The sequence below is a fragment of the Pseudomonas sp. JC1203 genome (genome assembly GCF_056175065.1).
Genome location: NZ_JBWCAM010000015.1, coordinates 97162 through 112264, shown reverse-complemented (window position 1 = coordinate 112264; position 15103 = coordinate 97162). Strand labels below are relative to the sequence as shown.

The following is a 15103-nucleotide window of genomic DNA, read 5'->3' as shown; positions in this document are numbered from 1 at the left end:
TCTGCCTGTGTCTATGAATGCCTTGCGTTGTATCGGACTGCTTGTGCTGTGCCTGGGTTCTGGCATGGCGTGTGCCCAATCGTTGCCTTCTACCGAACCTTTCCCGCTGCTGGCCCAGGCGGACGGTGCGCACGCGGCCGTGAAAAAGGCGCCCGTGAAGAAAGCTGCGCCAGCGGTCAAGAAGCCGGCGGCGAAGCCCAAGCCGGCTAAAAAGCCCGTGGCCAGCAAGACCAAGGCGCGCAAGAACACCGACGCCGTGGCCGCCGACCTGCCTAACGCCAAGCTGGACCTGACCCTGCCCAAGGCCATGGTCAATACCCTGGAGCCTGCGAAAAAAACCGAGGCGCAGGCCCCCGCCAGGGACCAATCGCTGCTGCCATCCTATTTCGACGAGAAGAAAACCGAAGACTTCCAGCTCAATGGCAGGCTGCTGAGCAACGAACTGCAACTGCAGCGGCGCAACGACAACACCCGCGAAGTGGAAGGCGCCGCCCTGGATTTCCAGTTCAAGCAGTAATCGGGCAGGCCGTTGGCAGAATCGCCTTGTCGAATTTCCGCTCAAGCCAATTTCAAACGCCTGTTTAAGCGGTTACTATCCCCCTTACATCAAATTCATCGCCTGACGTGAGGTGCGTGTCGTCATGAAGTGCCGTGAAGGCTGTGGCGCCTGCTGCATTGCCCCTTCCATTTCCTCCCCTATTCCTGGCATGCCCAACGGCAAGCCGGCCGGTGAGCGCTGTGTGCAGTTGAATGCCGACAACCTGTGCCAATTGTTCGGCCGCCCGGAACGCCCTGCGGTATGTGGCGGTTTCCAGGCGGACCCGGAAGTGTGCGGGGAGACGAATGCGCAAGCGATACAGTTGCTGGGCTGGTGGGAACAAATGACGTCTGTAGCCTGACGGGCGGTGAGTTCGGTGTACCTTCTGGACTATAAGGAAAATAATTATGGGTTCGCTGCATCGTTTGGCTGTTGTATGTGGTTTGACGGCGCTGGTCGCCACCGCGGTGCATGCCGAGGATTGGCAGACGGCCAAGGACGAAGACGGTATCAAGGTGTCGCTGGCCGTGGTGCCGGGCTCCGATTACAAGGCCTACCGTGGGGTGACCACCATCAAGGCGTCGATCGCCAAGATTCGCGCCTTGCAGGAAGACGTTGCTGGCGCGTGCACCTGGACCCACGAGTGCAAGTTGCAGAAGCTGCTCAAGCACGAAGGCGACAAGGCCTGGACCTACACCCAGTTCAACACCCCGTGGCCGGTGACCCCGCGTGACTCGGTGCTGGAAATTACCACCGTGCAGGGCGCCGATGGCAGTCTGACCCGCAACCTGGAGGAGGTGCCCACCTACCTGCCGCCAGAGAAGGGCTTCGTGCGCGTGGCCCAGGTGCAGGGCTTCTGGAAACTGGTGCCCAAGGGTGCGGACAGCACTGAGGTGACTTACCAGGTGCACACCGAGCCGGGTGGTAGCGTGCCGTCGTTTGTGGCGAACAAGTTTGTGGTCGAGGCACCGTTCAATACGTTGAAAGAGCTGCGGTCCAAGGCTGAGCAGTAAGGTTGCGGCTGCGCTGCAGCTGCATCGACATCACCGCTGACCGCCCTTGACCTTGATCCCGTGCGGCCCTTGATCTTGATTGTGTGCCCCATAAAGCGCCAGGGCCGACTGGAGGCGTTGGCCGAGCGGTCCCTGGCGTAGCCGGGGAAGACGGAGCCGGAGGCGCTTCTACTCCGGGCCGTCGGCCGCTTGGGCGACGCCGGAGGGAGGGGACCCTACGCTGCGCTGCGGGTCCCCTCCTTCCGGCGCCGCTCAACGGGCAGACGGCACCCGCTATAGAAGCCTGCGGGTTACCGTCTCTTCGGCCTGCGGCCTCGGCCCTTCGGGCAGCCCGTTGATCGACGCCTCCAGTCGGCCCGGGCGCTTTACGGGGCATACAATCAAGATCAAAAGCCAGATCACAAGCAGATCACAAGGTGGATCGGGGTCGCCGGCGGATAGAAATAAAAAAGGCTGCCCGAGGGCAGCCTTTTTTTTGCAGCTGGAAAACTTACTTGCGGTCTTCCAGTTTGCTCACGTCGCGCGAATCGTAGCCAGTGTACAGTTGGCGCGGGCGGCCGATCTTGTACGGGCTGGAAAGCATTTCCTTCCAGTGCGAGATCCAGCCCACGGTACGTGCCAGGGCGAAGATCACGGTGAACATGCTGGTTGGAATGCCGATCGCCTTGAGGATGATCCCCGAGTAGAAGTCGACGTTCGGGTACAGCGAGCGCTCGATGAAGTACGGATCGGTCAGCGCGATCTCTTCCAGGCGCATGGCCAGTTCCAGTTGCGGGTCGTTCTTGATGCCCAGCTCTTTCAAGACTTCGTCGCAGGTCTGCTTCATCACGGTGGCGCGCGGGTCGCGGTTCTTGTAGACGCGGTGACCGAAGCCCATGAGCTTGAACGGGTCGTTCTTGTCCTTGGCCTTGGCGATGAACTTGTCGATGTTGGACACATCGCCGATTTCATCGAGCATGGTCAGCACGGCTTCGTTCGCACCGCCGTGGGCAGGGCCCCACAGTGCGGCGATACCGGCGGCGATACAGGCGAACGGGTTGGCACCCGACGAGCCTGCCAGGCGCACGGTGGACGTCGAGGCGTTCTGTTCGTGGTCGGCGTGCAGGATGAAGATGCGGTCCATGGCCTTGGCCAGGATTGGACTGATCGGTTTGATCTCGCACGGGGTGTTGAACATCATGTGCAGGAAGTTTTCCGCGTACGTCAGGTCGTTGCGCGGGTACATCATGGGTTGGCCCATGGAGTACTTGTACACCATGGCTGCCAGGGTCGGCATCTTGGCGACCAGCCGCACGGCGGAAATCTCGCGGTGCTGCGGGTTATTGATGTCCAGCGAGTCATGGTAGAACGCCGACAGGGCGCCGACCACGCCGCACATCACGGCCATGGGGTGGGCGTCGCGACGGAAGCCGTTGAAGAAGGTCTTCAACTGCTCGTGCACCATGGTGTGGTTCTTCACGGTGCTGACGAACTGGGCCTTCTGCTCTGCCGTCGGCAGTTCGCCGTTCAGCAGCAGGTAGCAGGTTTCCAGGTAGTCGGATTTCTCGGCCAGCTGCTCGATCGGGTAGCCCCGGTGCAGCAGGATGCCGTTGTCACCATCGATGTAGGTGATCTTCGATTCGCACGAGGCGGTCGACATGAAACCTGGGTCGAAAGTGAAGCGGCCCGTGGAAGTCAGGCTTCGCACGTCGATAACATCGGGACCAACGGTGCCGGTTAAAATGGGCAGCTCGACGGGGGCTGCGCCCTCGATGATCAACTGCGCTTTTTTGTCAGCCATGTGGCCTCCTATTAATGCTTGAAATCATCAGACAGACCCCCCACGCAGGGCCCGCACCACTATAGTGAGATAAATCCGAATGTCAATTTGCTTAAAGTCAGGCTGTACAAGGCTTTTAGCGCTGTTTTTCATTGCTGATCCCTGCCATTTACGCCTTTTTTTCATATAGCGCAATCCGCCCTTTCGGGTAGGCCTGCGCGTTGTCATTAGTATCCTAACTGTCTATACTCGGCAGCCGACCGTCAGGGGCTTTTCAGCCCGTTTCCGCTGGCGTCGTCACTCCCTGGGTGGTGGGTACCTGACCAGTACACTTCCCGACAACTTGCCCTGCTTGCTAGGGGCTCTTCAGTGTGAAAAAAAGCCGTGAATAGCCAACGACCTGTAAACCTAGACCTAAGGACCATCAAACTCCCCATAACCGGCGTAACGTCGTTCCTTCATCGCGTATCGGGCATCATCCTGTTCCTGGGTATCGGCTTCATGCTTTATGCATTGGGCAAATCCCTGGGCTCGGAAGAAGGCTTCGCGTCCGTGAAGGACACCTTGACCAGCCCCCTGGCCAAGTTCGTTGCATGGGGTCTTTTGTCCTCCCTGCTGTATCACCTGGTGGCCGGTGTGCGCCATCTGATCATGGATGCCGGTATTGGTGAGACGCTGGAAGGCGGTCGCCGTGGCTCCAAAATCATCATCGCCGTTTCTGTGGTGCTGATCGTTCTGGCAGGAGTTTGGATATGGTAACCAGCGTTACGAATCTTTCGCGTTCGGGCCTCTACGACTGGATGGCACAGCGTGTGTCGGCGGTTGTTCTCGCGGCTTATTTCATCTTCCTGATCGGATACCTCGTTGCGCATCCAGGCATTGGTTTCGACCAATGGCATGCGCTGTTCTCCCACAACGCCATGCGCATCTTCAGCCTTCTGGCGCTGGTGGCCCTCAGTGCTCACGCCTGGGTCGGCATGTGGACGATCGCGACCGACTACCTGACGCCGATGGCGCTGGGCAAGGCCGCGACGGCAGTGCGTTTCCTGTTCCAGGCAGTATGCGGCGTAGCAATGTTCGCGTACTTCGTCTGGGGTGTGCAGATTCTTTGGGGTATCTGATTCATGGCTAGCATCAATTCAATGACTTTCGACGCCATCATCATCGGTGGTGGTGGCGCCGGCATGCGCGCTGCGCTGCAACTGGCACAGGGCGGTCACAAGACTGCCGTGGTCACCAAGGTGTTCCCGACTCGTTCGCACACTGTATCTGCCCAGGGTGGCATCACCTGCGCCATCGCCTCGGCCGACCCGAACGATGACTGGCGCTGGCACATGTACGATACCGTCAAGGGCTCCGACTACATCGGTGACCAGGACGCTATCGAATACATGTGCTCCGTGGGCCCGGAAGCGGTCTTCGAGCTGGAACACATGGGCCTGCCGTTCTCCCGTACCGAGCAGGGCCGCATTTACCAGCGTCCGTTCGGTGGCCAGTCCAAGGACTTCGGCAAGGGTGGCCAGGCTGCCCGTACCTGCGCCGCTGCCGACCGTACCGGTCACGCACTGCTGCACACCCTGTACCAGGCCAACCTGAAGGCCGGTACCGTGTTCCTCAACGAATACTATGCCGTTGACCTGGTGAAGAACTCCGACGGCCAGTTCGTCGGCGTGATCGCTATCTGCATCGAAACCGGTGAAACCTCGTACATCCGCGCCGACGCGACTGTGCTGGCTACCGGCGGTGCCGGCCGTATCTACTCGTCCACCACCAACGCCCTGATCAACACCGGCGACGGCGTGGGCATGGCCCTGCGTGCCGGCGTGCCGGTGCAGGACATCGAGATGTGGCAGTTCCACCCGACCGGCATCGCCGGCGCCGGTGTACTGGTTACCGAAGGTTGCCGTGGTGAAGGTGGTTACCTGATCAACAAGCACGGCGAGCGTTTCATGGAGCGTTATGCGCCGAACGCTAAAGACCTGGCTGGTCGTGACGTGGTTGCCCGCTCGATGGTGAAGGAAATCATCGCCGGCAACGGTTGCGGTCCTGACGGCGACCACGTGATGCTGAAGCTCGACCACCTGGGTGAGGAAGTGCTGCACAGCCGCCTGCCAGGTATCTGCGAGCTGTCGAAGACCTTCGCCCACGTTGACCCGGTCGTTGCGCCAGTTCCAGTGGTTCCAACCTGCCACTACATGATGGGCGGCATTGCCACCAACATTCATGGCCAGGCCATCACCCAGGACGCCGAAGGCAACGACACCATCATCCCTGGCCTGTTCGCAGTGGGTGAAGTGGCGTGCGTATCGGTTCACGGTGCCAACCGCCTGGGCGGTAACTCGCTGCTCGACCTGGTGGTATTCGGCCGCGCTGCCGGCCTGCACCTGGAGCAGGCCCTGAGCGAAGGCGTCGAATACAGCCGCGCCAGCGACACCGACATCGAAGTGGCCCTGGCCCGCCTGAACGGCCTGAACACCCGTACCACCGGCGAAGACGTCGCTACCCTGCGCAAAGAACTGCAGCAGTGCATGCAGAACTACTTCGGCGTGTTCCGTACCGGCGAATACATGCAGAAGGGCATCGCCCAGCTGGCGACCCTGCGCGAGCGTATCGCCAACGTCAAGATCAACGACAAGAGCCAAGGCTTCAACACCGCTCGAATCGAAGCGCTTGAACTGCAGAACCTGCTGGAAGTGGCCGAAGCCACCGCGATCGCCGCAGAGCATCGCAAAGAGTCCCGCGGCGCTCACGCCCGTGAAGACTACGAAGACCGCGACGATGAAAACTGGCTGTGCCACACCCTGTACTTCCCGGGTGAGAAGCGCGTTGCCAAGCGTGCTGTCAACTTCTCGCCGAAAACCGTTCCGACTTTCGAACCTAAAGTCCGGACTTACTAAGGGTGGCCGCCATGTTGCAAGTCAGTGTTTACCGCTACAACCCCGACGTGGATACCGCGCCGTCCATGCAGACCTTCCAGGTCGACACCGGCGGCAAGGACCTGATGGTCCTGGACGTCCTGGCGTTGATCAAGGAGCAGGACGAGGGTTTCTCGTACCGTCGCTCGTGCCGTGAGGGCGTTTGCGGCTCCGACGGCATGAACATCAACGGCAAGAACGGCCTGGCGTGCATCACGCCGCTGTCCGCTGTCGTAAAAGGTAACAAGTTGGTCATCCGTCCACTGCCTGGTCTGCCGGTAATCCGTGACCTGGTCGTCGATATGAGCATCTTCTACAAGCAGTACGAGAAGGTGAAGCCATTCCTGCAGAACGACACGCCGGCCCCGGCCATCGAGCGTCTGCAGTCGCCTGAAGAGCGTGAAAAGCTGGACGGCCTGTACGAGTGCATCCTGTGCGCTTGCTGCTCGACTTCCTGCCCGTCCTTCTGGTGGAACCCGGACAAGTTCCTGGGCCCTGCTGCGCTGCTGCAAGCCTACCGTTTCCTGGCTGACAGCCGTGACACCAAGACCACAGAGCGTCTGGCGTCCCTGGATGACCCGTTCAGCGTGTTCCGCTGCCGGGGCATCATGAACTGCGTGAACGTTTGCCCCAAGGGTCTGAACCCTACCAAGGCGATCGGCCACGTACGCAACATGCTGCTGCAAAGCGGCGTTTGATACAGATACACCTGCTGTAACGTAAAGCGCCAGGGTGCGGGTCTTCTTCAGCCCGCACCCTGGTAACAACCAGAGCGTGGCCCACAAGGCCGTCGCTTTTAATTTTGAAGCAATGAGACCAGCAGGGGCATCCGGGCTGGTACCCGGACTACTTGCGTGATACTCGGTGGCTTGTTGTAGTCGCTGCACTCGGACTTATTCAAGCTTGCTGTGGCGTCAACGCCGGTGGAGTCCCCAAACGAGGGTGACCAAGCATGCAAGAAAGCGTGATGCAGCGCATGTGGAGCAGTGCCTACCTTTCCGGTGGTAACGCTGCCTATGTGGAAGAGCTCTACGAACTCTACCTGCACGACCCTAACGCTGTGCCAGAAGAGTGGCGCACCTACTTCCAGAAGCTGCCTGCCGATGGCGGCGCAGCTACCGATGTTTCGCACTCTACAATTCGCGACCATTTCGTGTTGCTGGCGAAAAACCAGCGCCGCGCCCAACCGGTTTCCGCCGGAAGCGTGAGCAGCGAGCACGAGAAGAAGCAAGTTGAAGTGCTGCGATTGATCCAGGCCTTCCGCATGCGCGGCCATCAGGCGGCCCAGCTGGACCCGCTGGGGCTGTGGCAGCGACCTGCACCGGCAGACCTGTCAATCAATCATTACGGCATGACCAATGCCGATCTCGATACAATCTTCCGTGCCGGCGACCTGTTCATCGGCAAGGAGGAAGCGAGCCTACGTGAAATTCTCGAAGCGTTGCAGCAGACATATTGTCGCACCATCGGCTCCGAGTTCACCCACATCGTCGATTCCGAGCAACGCCAGTGGTTCCAGCAGCGTCTGGAAAGCGTGCGCAGCCGCCCGGTGTTCTCCGCTGACGTGAAGGGCCATGTGCTCGAACGCGTTACCGCGGCAGAGGGCCTGGAAAAGTACCTGGGCACCAAGTACCCGGGCACCAAGCGCTTCGGTCTGGAAGGCGGTGAGAGCCTGATTCCGATGCTCGACGAGATGATCCAGCGTTCCGGTTCCTACGGCACCAAGGAAGTCGTGATCGGCATGGCCCACCGTGGCCGCCTGAACGTGCTGGTGAACACCTTCGGCAAGAACCCGCGCGAGCTGTTCGACGAGTTCGAAGGCAAGAAGAAGGTCGAGCTGGGCTCCGGCGACGTGAAGTACCACCAGGGCTTCTCGTCCAACGTGATGACCCCGGGCGGCGAAGTGCACCTGGCCATGGCGTTCAACCCGTCCCACCTGGAGATCGTATCGCCAGTGGTCGAGGGTTCCGTGCGCGCCCGCCAGGACCGCCGCAACGACGCGGTCGGCGACAAGGTGCTGCCGATTTCCATCCACGGTGACGCTGCGTTCGCTGGCCAGGGCGTGGTACTGGAAACCTTCCAGATGTCCCAGACCCGCGGTTTCAAGACCGGCGGCACGGTGCACATCGTCATCAACAACCAGGTCGGCTTCACCATCAGCAACCCGCGCGACTCGCGTTCCACCGAGTACGCCACCGACGTTGCCAAGATGATCCAGGCGCCGATCCTGCACGTGAACGGCGACGACCCGGAAGCAGTGCTGTTCGTGACCCAGCTGGCGGTCGACTACCGCATGCAGTTCAAGCGTGACATCGTCATCGACCTGGTCTGCTACCGTCGTCGCGGCCACAACGAGGCCGACGAGCCTAGCGGCACCCAGCCACTGATGTACCAGCAGATCGCCAAGCAGCGCACCACTCGCGAGCTGTACGCCGAGCGCCTGATCCAGGGCGGCAGCCTCAACGCCGAAGCCGTGCAGGCCCAGGTGGACGAGTACCGCAACGCGCTGGACAACGGTCTGCACGTAGTGAAAAGCCTGGTCAAGGAACCGAACAAGGAACTGTTCGTCGACTGGCGTCCCTACCTGGGCCACGCCTGGACCGCGCGTCACGACACCCGCTTCGACCTCAAGACCCTGCAGGAACTGTCCGCCAAGCTGCTGGAAATTCCAGAGGGCTTCGTGGTTCAGCGCCAGGTCGCGAAGATCTACGAAGACCGCCAGAAGATGCAGGCCGGTGGCTTGCCGATCAACTGGGGCTACGCCGAAACCATGGCCTACGCCACCCTGGCCTTCGAAGGTCACCCGGTGCGCATGACCGGCCAGGACATCGGCCGCGGCACGTTCTCGCACCGTCACGCGGTACTGCACAACCAGAAGGACGCTTCCACCTACGTCCCGCTGCAGAACCTGTACGCCGGCCAGCCACGTTTCGACCTGTACGATTCGTTCCTGTCCGAAGAAGCGGTGCTGGCATTCGAATACGGCTACTCCACCACCATGCCAAACGCGCTGGTGATCTGGGAAGCCCAGTTCGGTGACTTCGCCAACGGTGCCCAGGTCGTGATCGACCAGTTCATCACCAGTGGCGAGCACAAGTGGGGCCGCCTGTGTGGCCTGACCATGCTGCTGCCGCACGGTTATGAAGGGCAGGGCCCGGAGCACTCCTCCGCGCGTCTGGAGCGTTACCTGCAGCTGTGCGCCGAGCACAACATCCAGGTGTGCGTGCCGACTACCCCTGCGCAGATCTACCACCTGCTGCGTCGTCAGGTCATTCGCCCGCTGCGCAAGCCGCTGGTGGTGCTGACGCCGAAGTCGCTGCTGCGTCACAAGCTGGCAATCTCGACCCTGGAAGACCTGGCCGAAGGCTCCTTCCAGACCGTTATCCCGGAAATCGACGCCATCGAGCCTGCCAAGGTCAAGCGCCTGGTGCTGTGCAGCGGCAAGGTCTACTACGACCTGCTGGAAAAACGTCGTGCCGAAGGCCGTGATGACATCGCGATCGTGCGTCTGGAGCAGCTGTACCCGTTCCCTGAAGACGACCTGATGGAGACGCTTGCCCCCTACACCAACCTCGAACACGTGGTGTGGTGCCAGGAAGAGCCGATGAACCAGGGCGCCTGGTACAGCAGCCAGCACCACATGCGTCGCAGCTTCAACAACCACAAGAAGGGCCTGGTCCTGGAATACGCCGGTCGCGATGCTTCGGCCGCGCCAGCCTGTGGTTACGCTTCGATGCACGCCGAGCAGCAGGAAAAACTGCTGCAAGACGCATTCACCGTTTGATGCCATCGCGCACAAGAAACCGAATTTAAGGAACCACTGATAATGGCTATCGAGATCAAAGCCCCTACTTTCCCGGAATCGGTTGCCGATGGCACCGTTGCCACCTGGCACAAGCAGCCGGGCGAAGCCGTCAAGCGCGACGAGCTGATTGTCGACATCGAAACCGACAAAGTAGTGCTGGAAGTACTCGCCACCGCTGACGGCGTCCTGGGCGCCATCGTCAAGGGCGAGGGCGAAACCGTCCTGTCCGACGAAGTGCTGGGCTCCATCGTTGAAGGCGGCGCTGCTGCCGCCGCCCCAGCTGCCGCGCCTGCCGCTGCCGCTGCTGCACCTGCTGCTGCCGCCGCTGGCGACGAAGACGCCATCGGCGCTCCGGCTGCCCGCAAGCTGGCCGAAGAAAACGGCATTGCCCTGAGCAGCATCAAGGGCACTGGCAAGGACGGCCGCGTGACCAAGGAAGACGTGGTCGCGGCCATCGAAGCCAAGAAGTCCGCGCCTGCTGCCGCCCCGGCTGCCAAGCCTGCCGCTGCCGCTGCTGCCGCCCCTGTGCTGGCCGCCGGTGACCGCGTTGAAAAACGCGTGCCGATGACCCGCCTGCGTGCCAAGGTTGCCGAGCGTCTGGTCGAAGCCCAGTCGAACATGGCCATGCTGACTACCTTCAACGAAGTCGACATGACTGAAGTCATGGCCCTGCGTTCGAAGTACAAGGACCTGTTCGAGAAGTCCCATAACGGCGTGCGCCTGGGCTTCATGTCGTTCTTCGTCAAGGCTGCCACCGAAGCGCTGAAACGCTTCCCGGCCGTCAACGCCTCGATCGACGGTTCCGACATCGTCTACCACGGTTATGCCGACGTCGGCGTTGCCGTGTCCAGCGACCGTGGCCTGGTAGTGCCAGTGCTGCGTAACGCCGAGCTGATGAGCCTGGCCGAAATCGAAGGCGGCATCGCCACCTTCGGCAAGAAGGCCCGCGACGGCAAGCTGTCGATGGAAGAGATGACCGGTGGTACCTTCACCATCACCAACGGCGGTACCTTCGGTTCGATGATGTCGACCCCGATCGTCAACCCGCCGCAGGCTGCCATCCTGGGTATGCACAACATTCTGCAGCGCCCGATGGCCGTCAACGGTCAAGTGGTGATTCGCCCGATGATGTACCTGGCACTGTCCTACGACCACCGCCTGATCGACGGTAAAGAAGCCGTGACTTTCCTGGTGACCATCAAGAATCTGCTCGAAGATCCGGCGCGTCTGCTGCTGGACATCTGACAAAGCAGCTGAAAGCTGTAAGCTACGAGCCTCAAGCCGTCCGCGGCGGGGCTCTGGCCTGCAGCTTGCGGCTTGAAGCTTGAAGCTAATAGGAAGCTATTTATGACTCAGAAATTCGACGTGGTAGTGATTGGTGCGGGCCCTGGCGGCTACGTGGCTGCAATCAAGGCAGCACAGCTGGGCCTGTCCACTGCCTGCATCGAGAAGTACACCGACAAGGAAGGCAAACTGGCCCTGGGCGGTACCTGCCTGAACGTCGGTTGCATTCCCTCCAAGGCCCTGCTGGACAGCTCGTGGAAATTCCACGAAGCCCAGGACGGTTTCGCCATCCACGGTATCAGCCACAGCGGCGTGACCATGGACGTGCCAGCGATGGTCGGCCGCAAGGCCAACATCGTCAAAGGCCTGACCTCCGGCGTTGCCACCCTGTTCAAGGCCAACGGCGTCACCTCGATCCAGGGCCACGGCAAACTGCTGGCTGGCAAGAAAGTCGAAGTCACCAAGGCTGACGGTTCGGTTGAAGTCATCGAAGCCGAGAACGTCATCCTGGCCTCCGGTTCGCGTCCGATCGACATTCCGCCGGCCCCGGTCGACAACAATGTCATCGTCGACTCCACCGGCGCCCTGGAATTCCAGGCCGTGCCAAAACGCCTGGGCGTGATTGGTGCCGGCGTCATCGGCCTGGAGCTGGGTTCGGTATGGTCGCGCCTCGGCGCCCAGGTTACCGTGCTGGAAGCCCTGGACACCTTCCTGATGGCCGCTGATACCGCCGTCTCGAAAGAAGCCTACAAGACCCTGACCAAGCAAGGCCTGGACATCAAGCTGGGCGCTCGCGTCACCGGTTCCAAGGTCAACGGCGAAGAAGTCGTGGTGACCTACACCGACGCCAACGGCGAACAGAACATCACCTTCGACAAGCTGATCGTGGCCGTGGGCCGTCGCCCGGTGACCACCGACCTGCTGGCCGCCGACAGCGGCGTGAACATCGACGAGCGTGGCTTCATTTTCGTCGACGATCACTGCACCACCAGCGTGCCTGGCGTGTATGCCATCGGTGACGTGGTACGTGGCATGATGCTGGCCCACAAGGCCTCGGAAGAGGGCATCATGGTCGTCGAGCGCATCAAGGGTCACAAGACCCAGATGAACTACGACCTGATCCCGTCGGTTATCTACACCCACCCGGAAATTGCATGGGTCGGTAAAACCGAACAGGCCTTGAAGGCTGAAGGCGTTGAAGTTAACGTGGGCACCTTCCCGTTCGCCGCCAGTGGCCGTGCCATGGCAGCAAACGATACCGGCGGTTTTGTAAAAGTTATCGCTGATGCCAAGACTGACCGCGTGCTGGGTGTCCATGTAATTGGCCCAAGCGCCGCAGAACTGGTACAGCAGGGCGCGATCGGCATGGAATTCGGCACTAGCGCCGAAGACCTCGGGATGATGGTTTTCTCCCACCCGACCCTGTCCGAAGCACTGCATGAAGCAGCGCTGGCCGTGAATGGCGGTGCCATCCACGTTGCCAACCGTAAAAAGCGTTAAGTGAAACAATAAGAAACCACGACGGGCCGCCCGTCGTGAGTCTTGCGTGCACGACTCACCGCGGAAAGTTCGTCGGACTCACCCCGCAGGCCAACAGGGACCACGCATCCTTGAACGCCTGCGAGCAGCAGTCACAGGTGGCGCGGCACTCCACAGAGAGCGCAGCGCCGAAGCGCAGTACCTAACGAAGACGGTAATAAGCATGAATCTTCACGAGTATCAGGGTAAGCAGCTGTTCGCTGAATACGGCCTGCCAGTATCCAAGGGTTACGCGGTAGACACCCCGGAAGAAGCTGCAGCAGCTTGCGAAAAAATCGGCGGGACTGAATGGGTCGTCAAGGCTCAGGTCCACGCGGGTGGTCGCGGTAAAGCGGGCGGCGTAAAGCTGGTTCGCAGCAAAGAAGACGCCAAGGCATTCGCACAGCAGTGGCTGGGCAAGCGCCTGGTGACTTACCAGACTGACGCCAATGGCCAGCCTGTTACCAAGATCCTGGTTGAATCCTGCACCGATATCGCCAAAGAGCTGTATCTGGGCGCAGTAGTCGACCGCTCCAGCCGTCGTATCGTGTTCATGGCCTCCACCGAAGGTGGCGTGGACATCGAGAAGATCGCTCACGACACTCCTGAAAAGATTCTGAAAGCTACCATCGACCCACTGGTCGGCGCACAGCCGTTCCAGGGTCGCGACCTGGCATTCCAGCTGGGTCTGGAAGGCAAGCAGGTTGCCCAGTTCGCCAAGATCTTCGTTGGCCTGGCCAAGCTGTTCCAGGACCACGACCTGGCCCTGCTGGAAGTCAACCCGCTGGTGATCAAGGCCGACGGCGATCTGCACTGCCTCGATGCCAAGATCAACATCGACGCCAACGCCATGTACCGTCAGCCCAAGCTGAAGACGTTCCATGACCCGTCGCAAGACGACGCCCGTGAAGCCCACGCTGCCAAGTTCGAACTGAACTACGTGGCACTGGAAGGCAACATCGGCTGCATGGTCAACGGTGCCGGCCTGGCCATGGGTACCATGGACATCGTCAACCTGCACGGCGGCAAGCCTGCCAACTTCCTCGACGTGGGCGGCGGCGCAACCAAGGAACGCGTTACCGAAGCGTTCAAGATCATCCTGTCCGACTCCAATGTCGCCGCAGTACTGGTCAACATCTTCGGCGGCATCGTTCGCTGCGACATGATTGCCGAAGGCATCATCGGCGCCGTGAAAGAAGTCGGCGTGAAAATCCCGGTCGTTGTGCGCCTTGAAGGCAACAACGCTGACCTGGGCGCCAAAGTACTGGCAGAAAGCGGTCTGAACATCATCGCTGCCACCAGCCTGACCGACGCTGCTCAACAAGTCGTTAAAGCTGCGGAGGGCAAGTAATGAGCGTCCTGATCAATAAAGATACCAAAGTCATCTGCCAGGGCTTCACCGGCTCGCAGGGTACTTTCCACTCCGAACAAGCCATCGCCTACGGCACCAAGATGGTTGGCGGCGTGACCCCGGGCAAAGGCGGTACCACTCACCTGGACCTGCCGGTGTTCAACACCGTTGCCGAGGCTGTAAAAGCCACCGGCGCCACCGCCAGCGTGATCTACGTTCCGGCTCCGTTCTGCAAGGACTCCATCCTTGAAGCGGCGTTCGGCGGCATCAAGCTGATCATCTGCATCACCGAAGGCATTCCTACCCTGGACATGCTGGATGCCAAGGTCAAGTGCGACGAGCTGGGTGTTACCCTGATCGGCCCGAACTGCCCAGGCGTCATCACTCCGGGCGAGTGCAAGATCGGCATCATGCCAGGTCACATTCACTTGCCAGGCAAGGTAGGCATCGTGTCGCGTTCCGGCACCCTGACCTACGAAGCCGTGAAGCAGACCACCGACGCCGGCTTCGGCCAGTCGACCTGCGTCGGCATCGGCGGTGACCCGATCCCGGGCTCCAACTTCATCGACATCCTGAAGCTGTTCCAGGAAGACCCGAAGACCGAGGCGATCGTGATGATCGGCGAGATCGGCGGTTCGGCTGAAGAAGAAGCGGCTGCCTACATCAAGGCCAACGTGACCAAGCCGGTTGTTTCCTACATCGCTGGTGTGACTGCCCCTCCAGGCAAGCGCATGGGCCACGCAGGCGCAATCATCTCCGGCGGCAAGGGCACTGCAGACGAGAAGTTCGCAGCCCTGCAGGACGCTGGCGTGAAAACCGTGCGTTCGCTGGCTGACATCGGCAAGGCCCTGGCCGAGCTGACTGGCTGGGAAATCAAGAAGGCCTGAGCCTTTTCTGATTAGCTGAGCCAACAAAGGCCA

The 15103-nt window shown here is 60.8% G+C and carries 13 protein-coding genes; 12 read left to right on the top strand and 1 reads right to left on the bottom strand.

Translation table 11 applies throughout. The features are described from left to right. Window positions 1-64: 64 nt before the first annotated feature. The 3 genes from AC0SZ7_RS21670 to AC0SZ7_RS21660 all read left to right on the top strand — a co-directional run bounded on the left by AC0SZ7_RS21670 (window position 65) and on the right by AC0SZ7_RS21660 (window position 1551). Entirely contained in the window at window positions 65-517 is a 453-nt protein-coding gene (locus tag AC0SZ7_RS21670; RefSeq protein WP_475506291.1) for a translation initiation factor 2, read from the top strand. Window positions 518-641: 124 nt separating this feature from the next. Continuing rightward, window positions 642-899, top strand: a complete 258-nt coding sequence (locus AC0SZ7_RS21665) for a YkgJ family cysteine cluster protein (protein ID WP_475506290.1) — start codon at window positions 642-644, stop codon at window positions 897-899. 46 nt (window positions 900-945) lie between these two features. Further along, complete coding sequence (locus tag AC0SZ7_RS21660; protein ID WP_475506289.1) at window positions 946-1551, top strand: START domain-containing protein; 606 nt, start codon at window positions 946-948, stop codon at window positions 1549-1551. A gap of 490 nt (window positions 1552-2041) precedes the next feature. Here AC0SZ7_RS21660 and gltA read toward each other — a convergent pair whose 3' ends face one another. Next, window positions 2042-3331 (bottom strand): citrate synthase, encoded by a 1290-nt coding sequence (gene gltA, locus AC0SZ7_RS21655; RefSeq protein ID WP_416423270.1) that lies wholly within the window; start codon window positions 3329-3331, stop codon window positions 2042-2044. 363 nt (window positions 3332-3694) lie between these two features. On the opposite strand from gltA, the gene sdhC reads away from it, so the two are divergent. The 9 genes from sdhC (at window position 3695) to sucD (ending at window position 15070) form a co-directional block, all read left to right on the top strand. Further along, complete coding sequence (sdhC, locus tag AC0SZ7_RS21650) at window positions 3695-4069, top strand: succinate dehydrogenase, cytochrome b556 subunit (protein ID WP_008372071.1); 375 nt, start codon at window positions 3695-3697, stop codon at window positions 4067-4069. Next, window positions 4063-4431: a succinate dehydrogenase, hydrophobic membrane anchor protein gene (gene sdhD, locus AC0SZ7_RS21645; RefSeq protein WP_416423271.1), complete on the top strand. Its 369-nt coding sequence runs from the start codon at window positions 4063-4065 to the stop codon at window positions 4429-4431. Before sdhC ends, sdhD begins: the two co-directional genes overlap by 7 nt. Before the next feature lie 3 nt (window positions 4432-4434). Next, complete coding sequence (gene sdhA / locus AC0SZ7_RS21640) at window positions 4435-6207, top strand: succinate dehydrogenase flavoprotein subunit (protein WP_416423272.1); 1773 nt, start codon at window positions 4435-4437, stop codon at window positions 6205-6207. Window positions 6208-6218: 11 nt separating this feature from the next. Then, on the top strand, window positions 6219-6923 hold the full coding sequence (locus tag AC0SZ7_RS21635; protein ID WP_473005929.1) for a succinate dehydrogenase iron-sulfur subunit: 705 nt from the start codon (window positions 6219-6221) through the stop codon (window positions 6921-6923). A 254-nt stretch (window positions 6924-7177) separates the two neighbouring features. After that, the gene (locus tag AC0SZ7_RS21630) at window positions 7178-10009 is read left to right on the top strand and encodes a 2-oxoglutarate dehydrogenase E1 component (RefSeq protein ID WP_475506288.1); all 2832 of its coding nucleotides are present in this window, start codon (window positions 7178-7180) and stop codon (window positions 10007-10009) included. A 42-nt stretch (window positions 10010-10051) separates the two neighbouring features. Further along, window positions 10052-11275: a 2-oxoglutarate dehydrogenase complex dihydrolipoyllysine-residue succinyltransferase gene (odhB, locus tag AC0SZ7_RS21625; RefSeq protein ID WP_475506287.1), complete on the top strand. Its 1224-nt coding sequence runs from the start codon at window positions 10052-10054 to the stop codon at window positions 11273-11275. A 102-nt stretch (window positions 11276-11377) separates the two neighbouring features. Next, window positions 11378-12814, top strand: coding sequence for a dihydrolipoyl dehydrogenase (gene lpdA / locus AC0SZ7_RS21620; protein ID WP_475506286.1), 1437 nt, complete (start codon window positions 11378-11380; stop codon window positions 12812-12814). Window positions 12815-13016: 202 nt separating this feature from the next. Beyond that, window positions 13017-14183: an ADP-forming succinate--CoA ligase subunit beta gene (sucC, locus tag AC0SZ7_RS21615; RefSeq protein ID WP_416427566.1), complete on the top strand. Its 1167-nt coding sequence runs from the start codon at window positions 13017-13019 to the stop codon at window positions 14181-14183. Beyond that, window positions 14183-15070 carry a succinate--CoA ligase subunit alpha gene (gene sucD, locus AC0SZ7_RS21610; protein ID WP_027978530.1) on the top strand — a complete coding sequence of 296 codons (888 nt, stop codon included), beginning with the start codon at window positions 14183-14185 and terminating at the stop codon, window positions 15068-15070. Before sucC ends, sucD begins: the two co-directional genes overlap by 1 nt. The last annotated feature ends 33 nt before the right edge of the window (window positions 15071-15103 follow it).

Coding starts and splice junctions, on each gene's coding strand:
- AC0SZ7_RS21670 (WP_475506291.1), top strand. CDS start 65: ATGGCGTGTGCCCAATCGTTGCCTTCTACCGAACCTTTCCCGCTGCTG.
- AC0SZ7_RS21665 (WP_475506290.1), top strand. CDS start 642: ATGAAGTGCCGTGAAGGCTGTGGCGCCTGCTGCATTGCCCCTTCCATT.
- AC0SZ7_RS21660 (WP_475506289.1), top strand. CDS start 946: ATGGGTTCGCTGCATCGTTTGGCTGTTGTATGTGGTTTGACGGCGCTG.
- gltA (WP_416423270.1), bottom strand. CDS start 3,331: ATGGCTGACAAAAAAGCGCAGTTGATCATCGAGGGCGCAGCCCCCGTC.
- sdhD (WP_416423271.1), top strand. CDS start 4,063: ATGGTAACCAGCGTTACGAATCTTTCGCGTTCGGGCCTCTACGACTGG.
- sdhA (WP_416423272.1), top strand. CDS start 4,435: ATGGCTAGCATCAATTCAATGACTTTCGACGCCATCATCATCGGTGGT.
- AC0SZ7_RS21635 (WP_473005929.1), top strand. CDS start 6,219: ATGTTGCAAGTCAGTGTTTACCGCTACAACCCCGACGTGGATACCGCG.
- AC0SZ7_RS21630 (WP_475506288.1), top strand. CDS start 7,178: ATGCAAGAAAGCGTGATGCAGCGCATGTGGAGCAGTGCCTACCTTTCC.
- odhB (WP_475506287.1), top strand. CDS start 10,052: ATGGCTATCGAGATCAAAGCCCCTACTTTCCCGGAATCGGTTGCCGAT.
- lpdA (WP_475506286.1), top strand. CDS start 11,378: ATGACTCAGAAATTCGACGTGGTAGTGATTGGTGCGGGCCCTGGCGGC.
- sucC (WP_416427566.1), top strand. CDS start 13,017: ATGAATCTTCACGAGTATCAGGGTAAGCAGCTGTTCGCTGAATACGGC.
- sucD (WP_027978530.1), top strand. CDS start 14,183: ATGAGCGTCCTGATCAATAAAGATACCAAAGTCATCTGCCAGGGCTTC.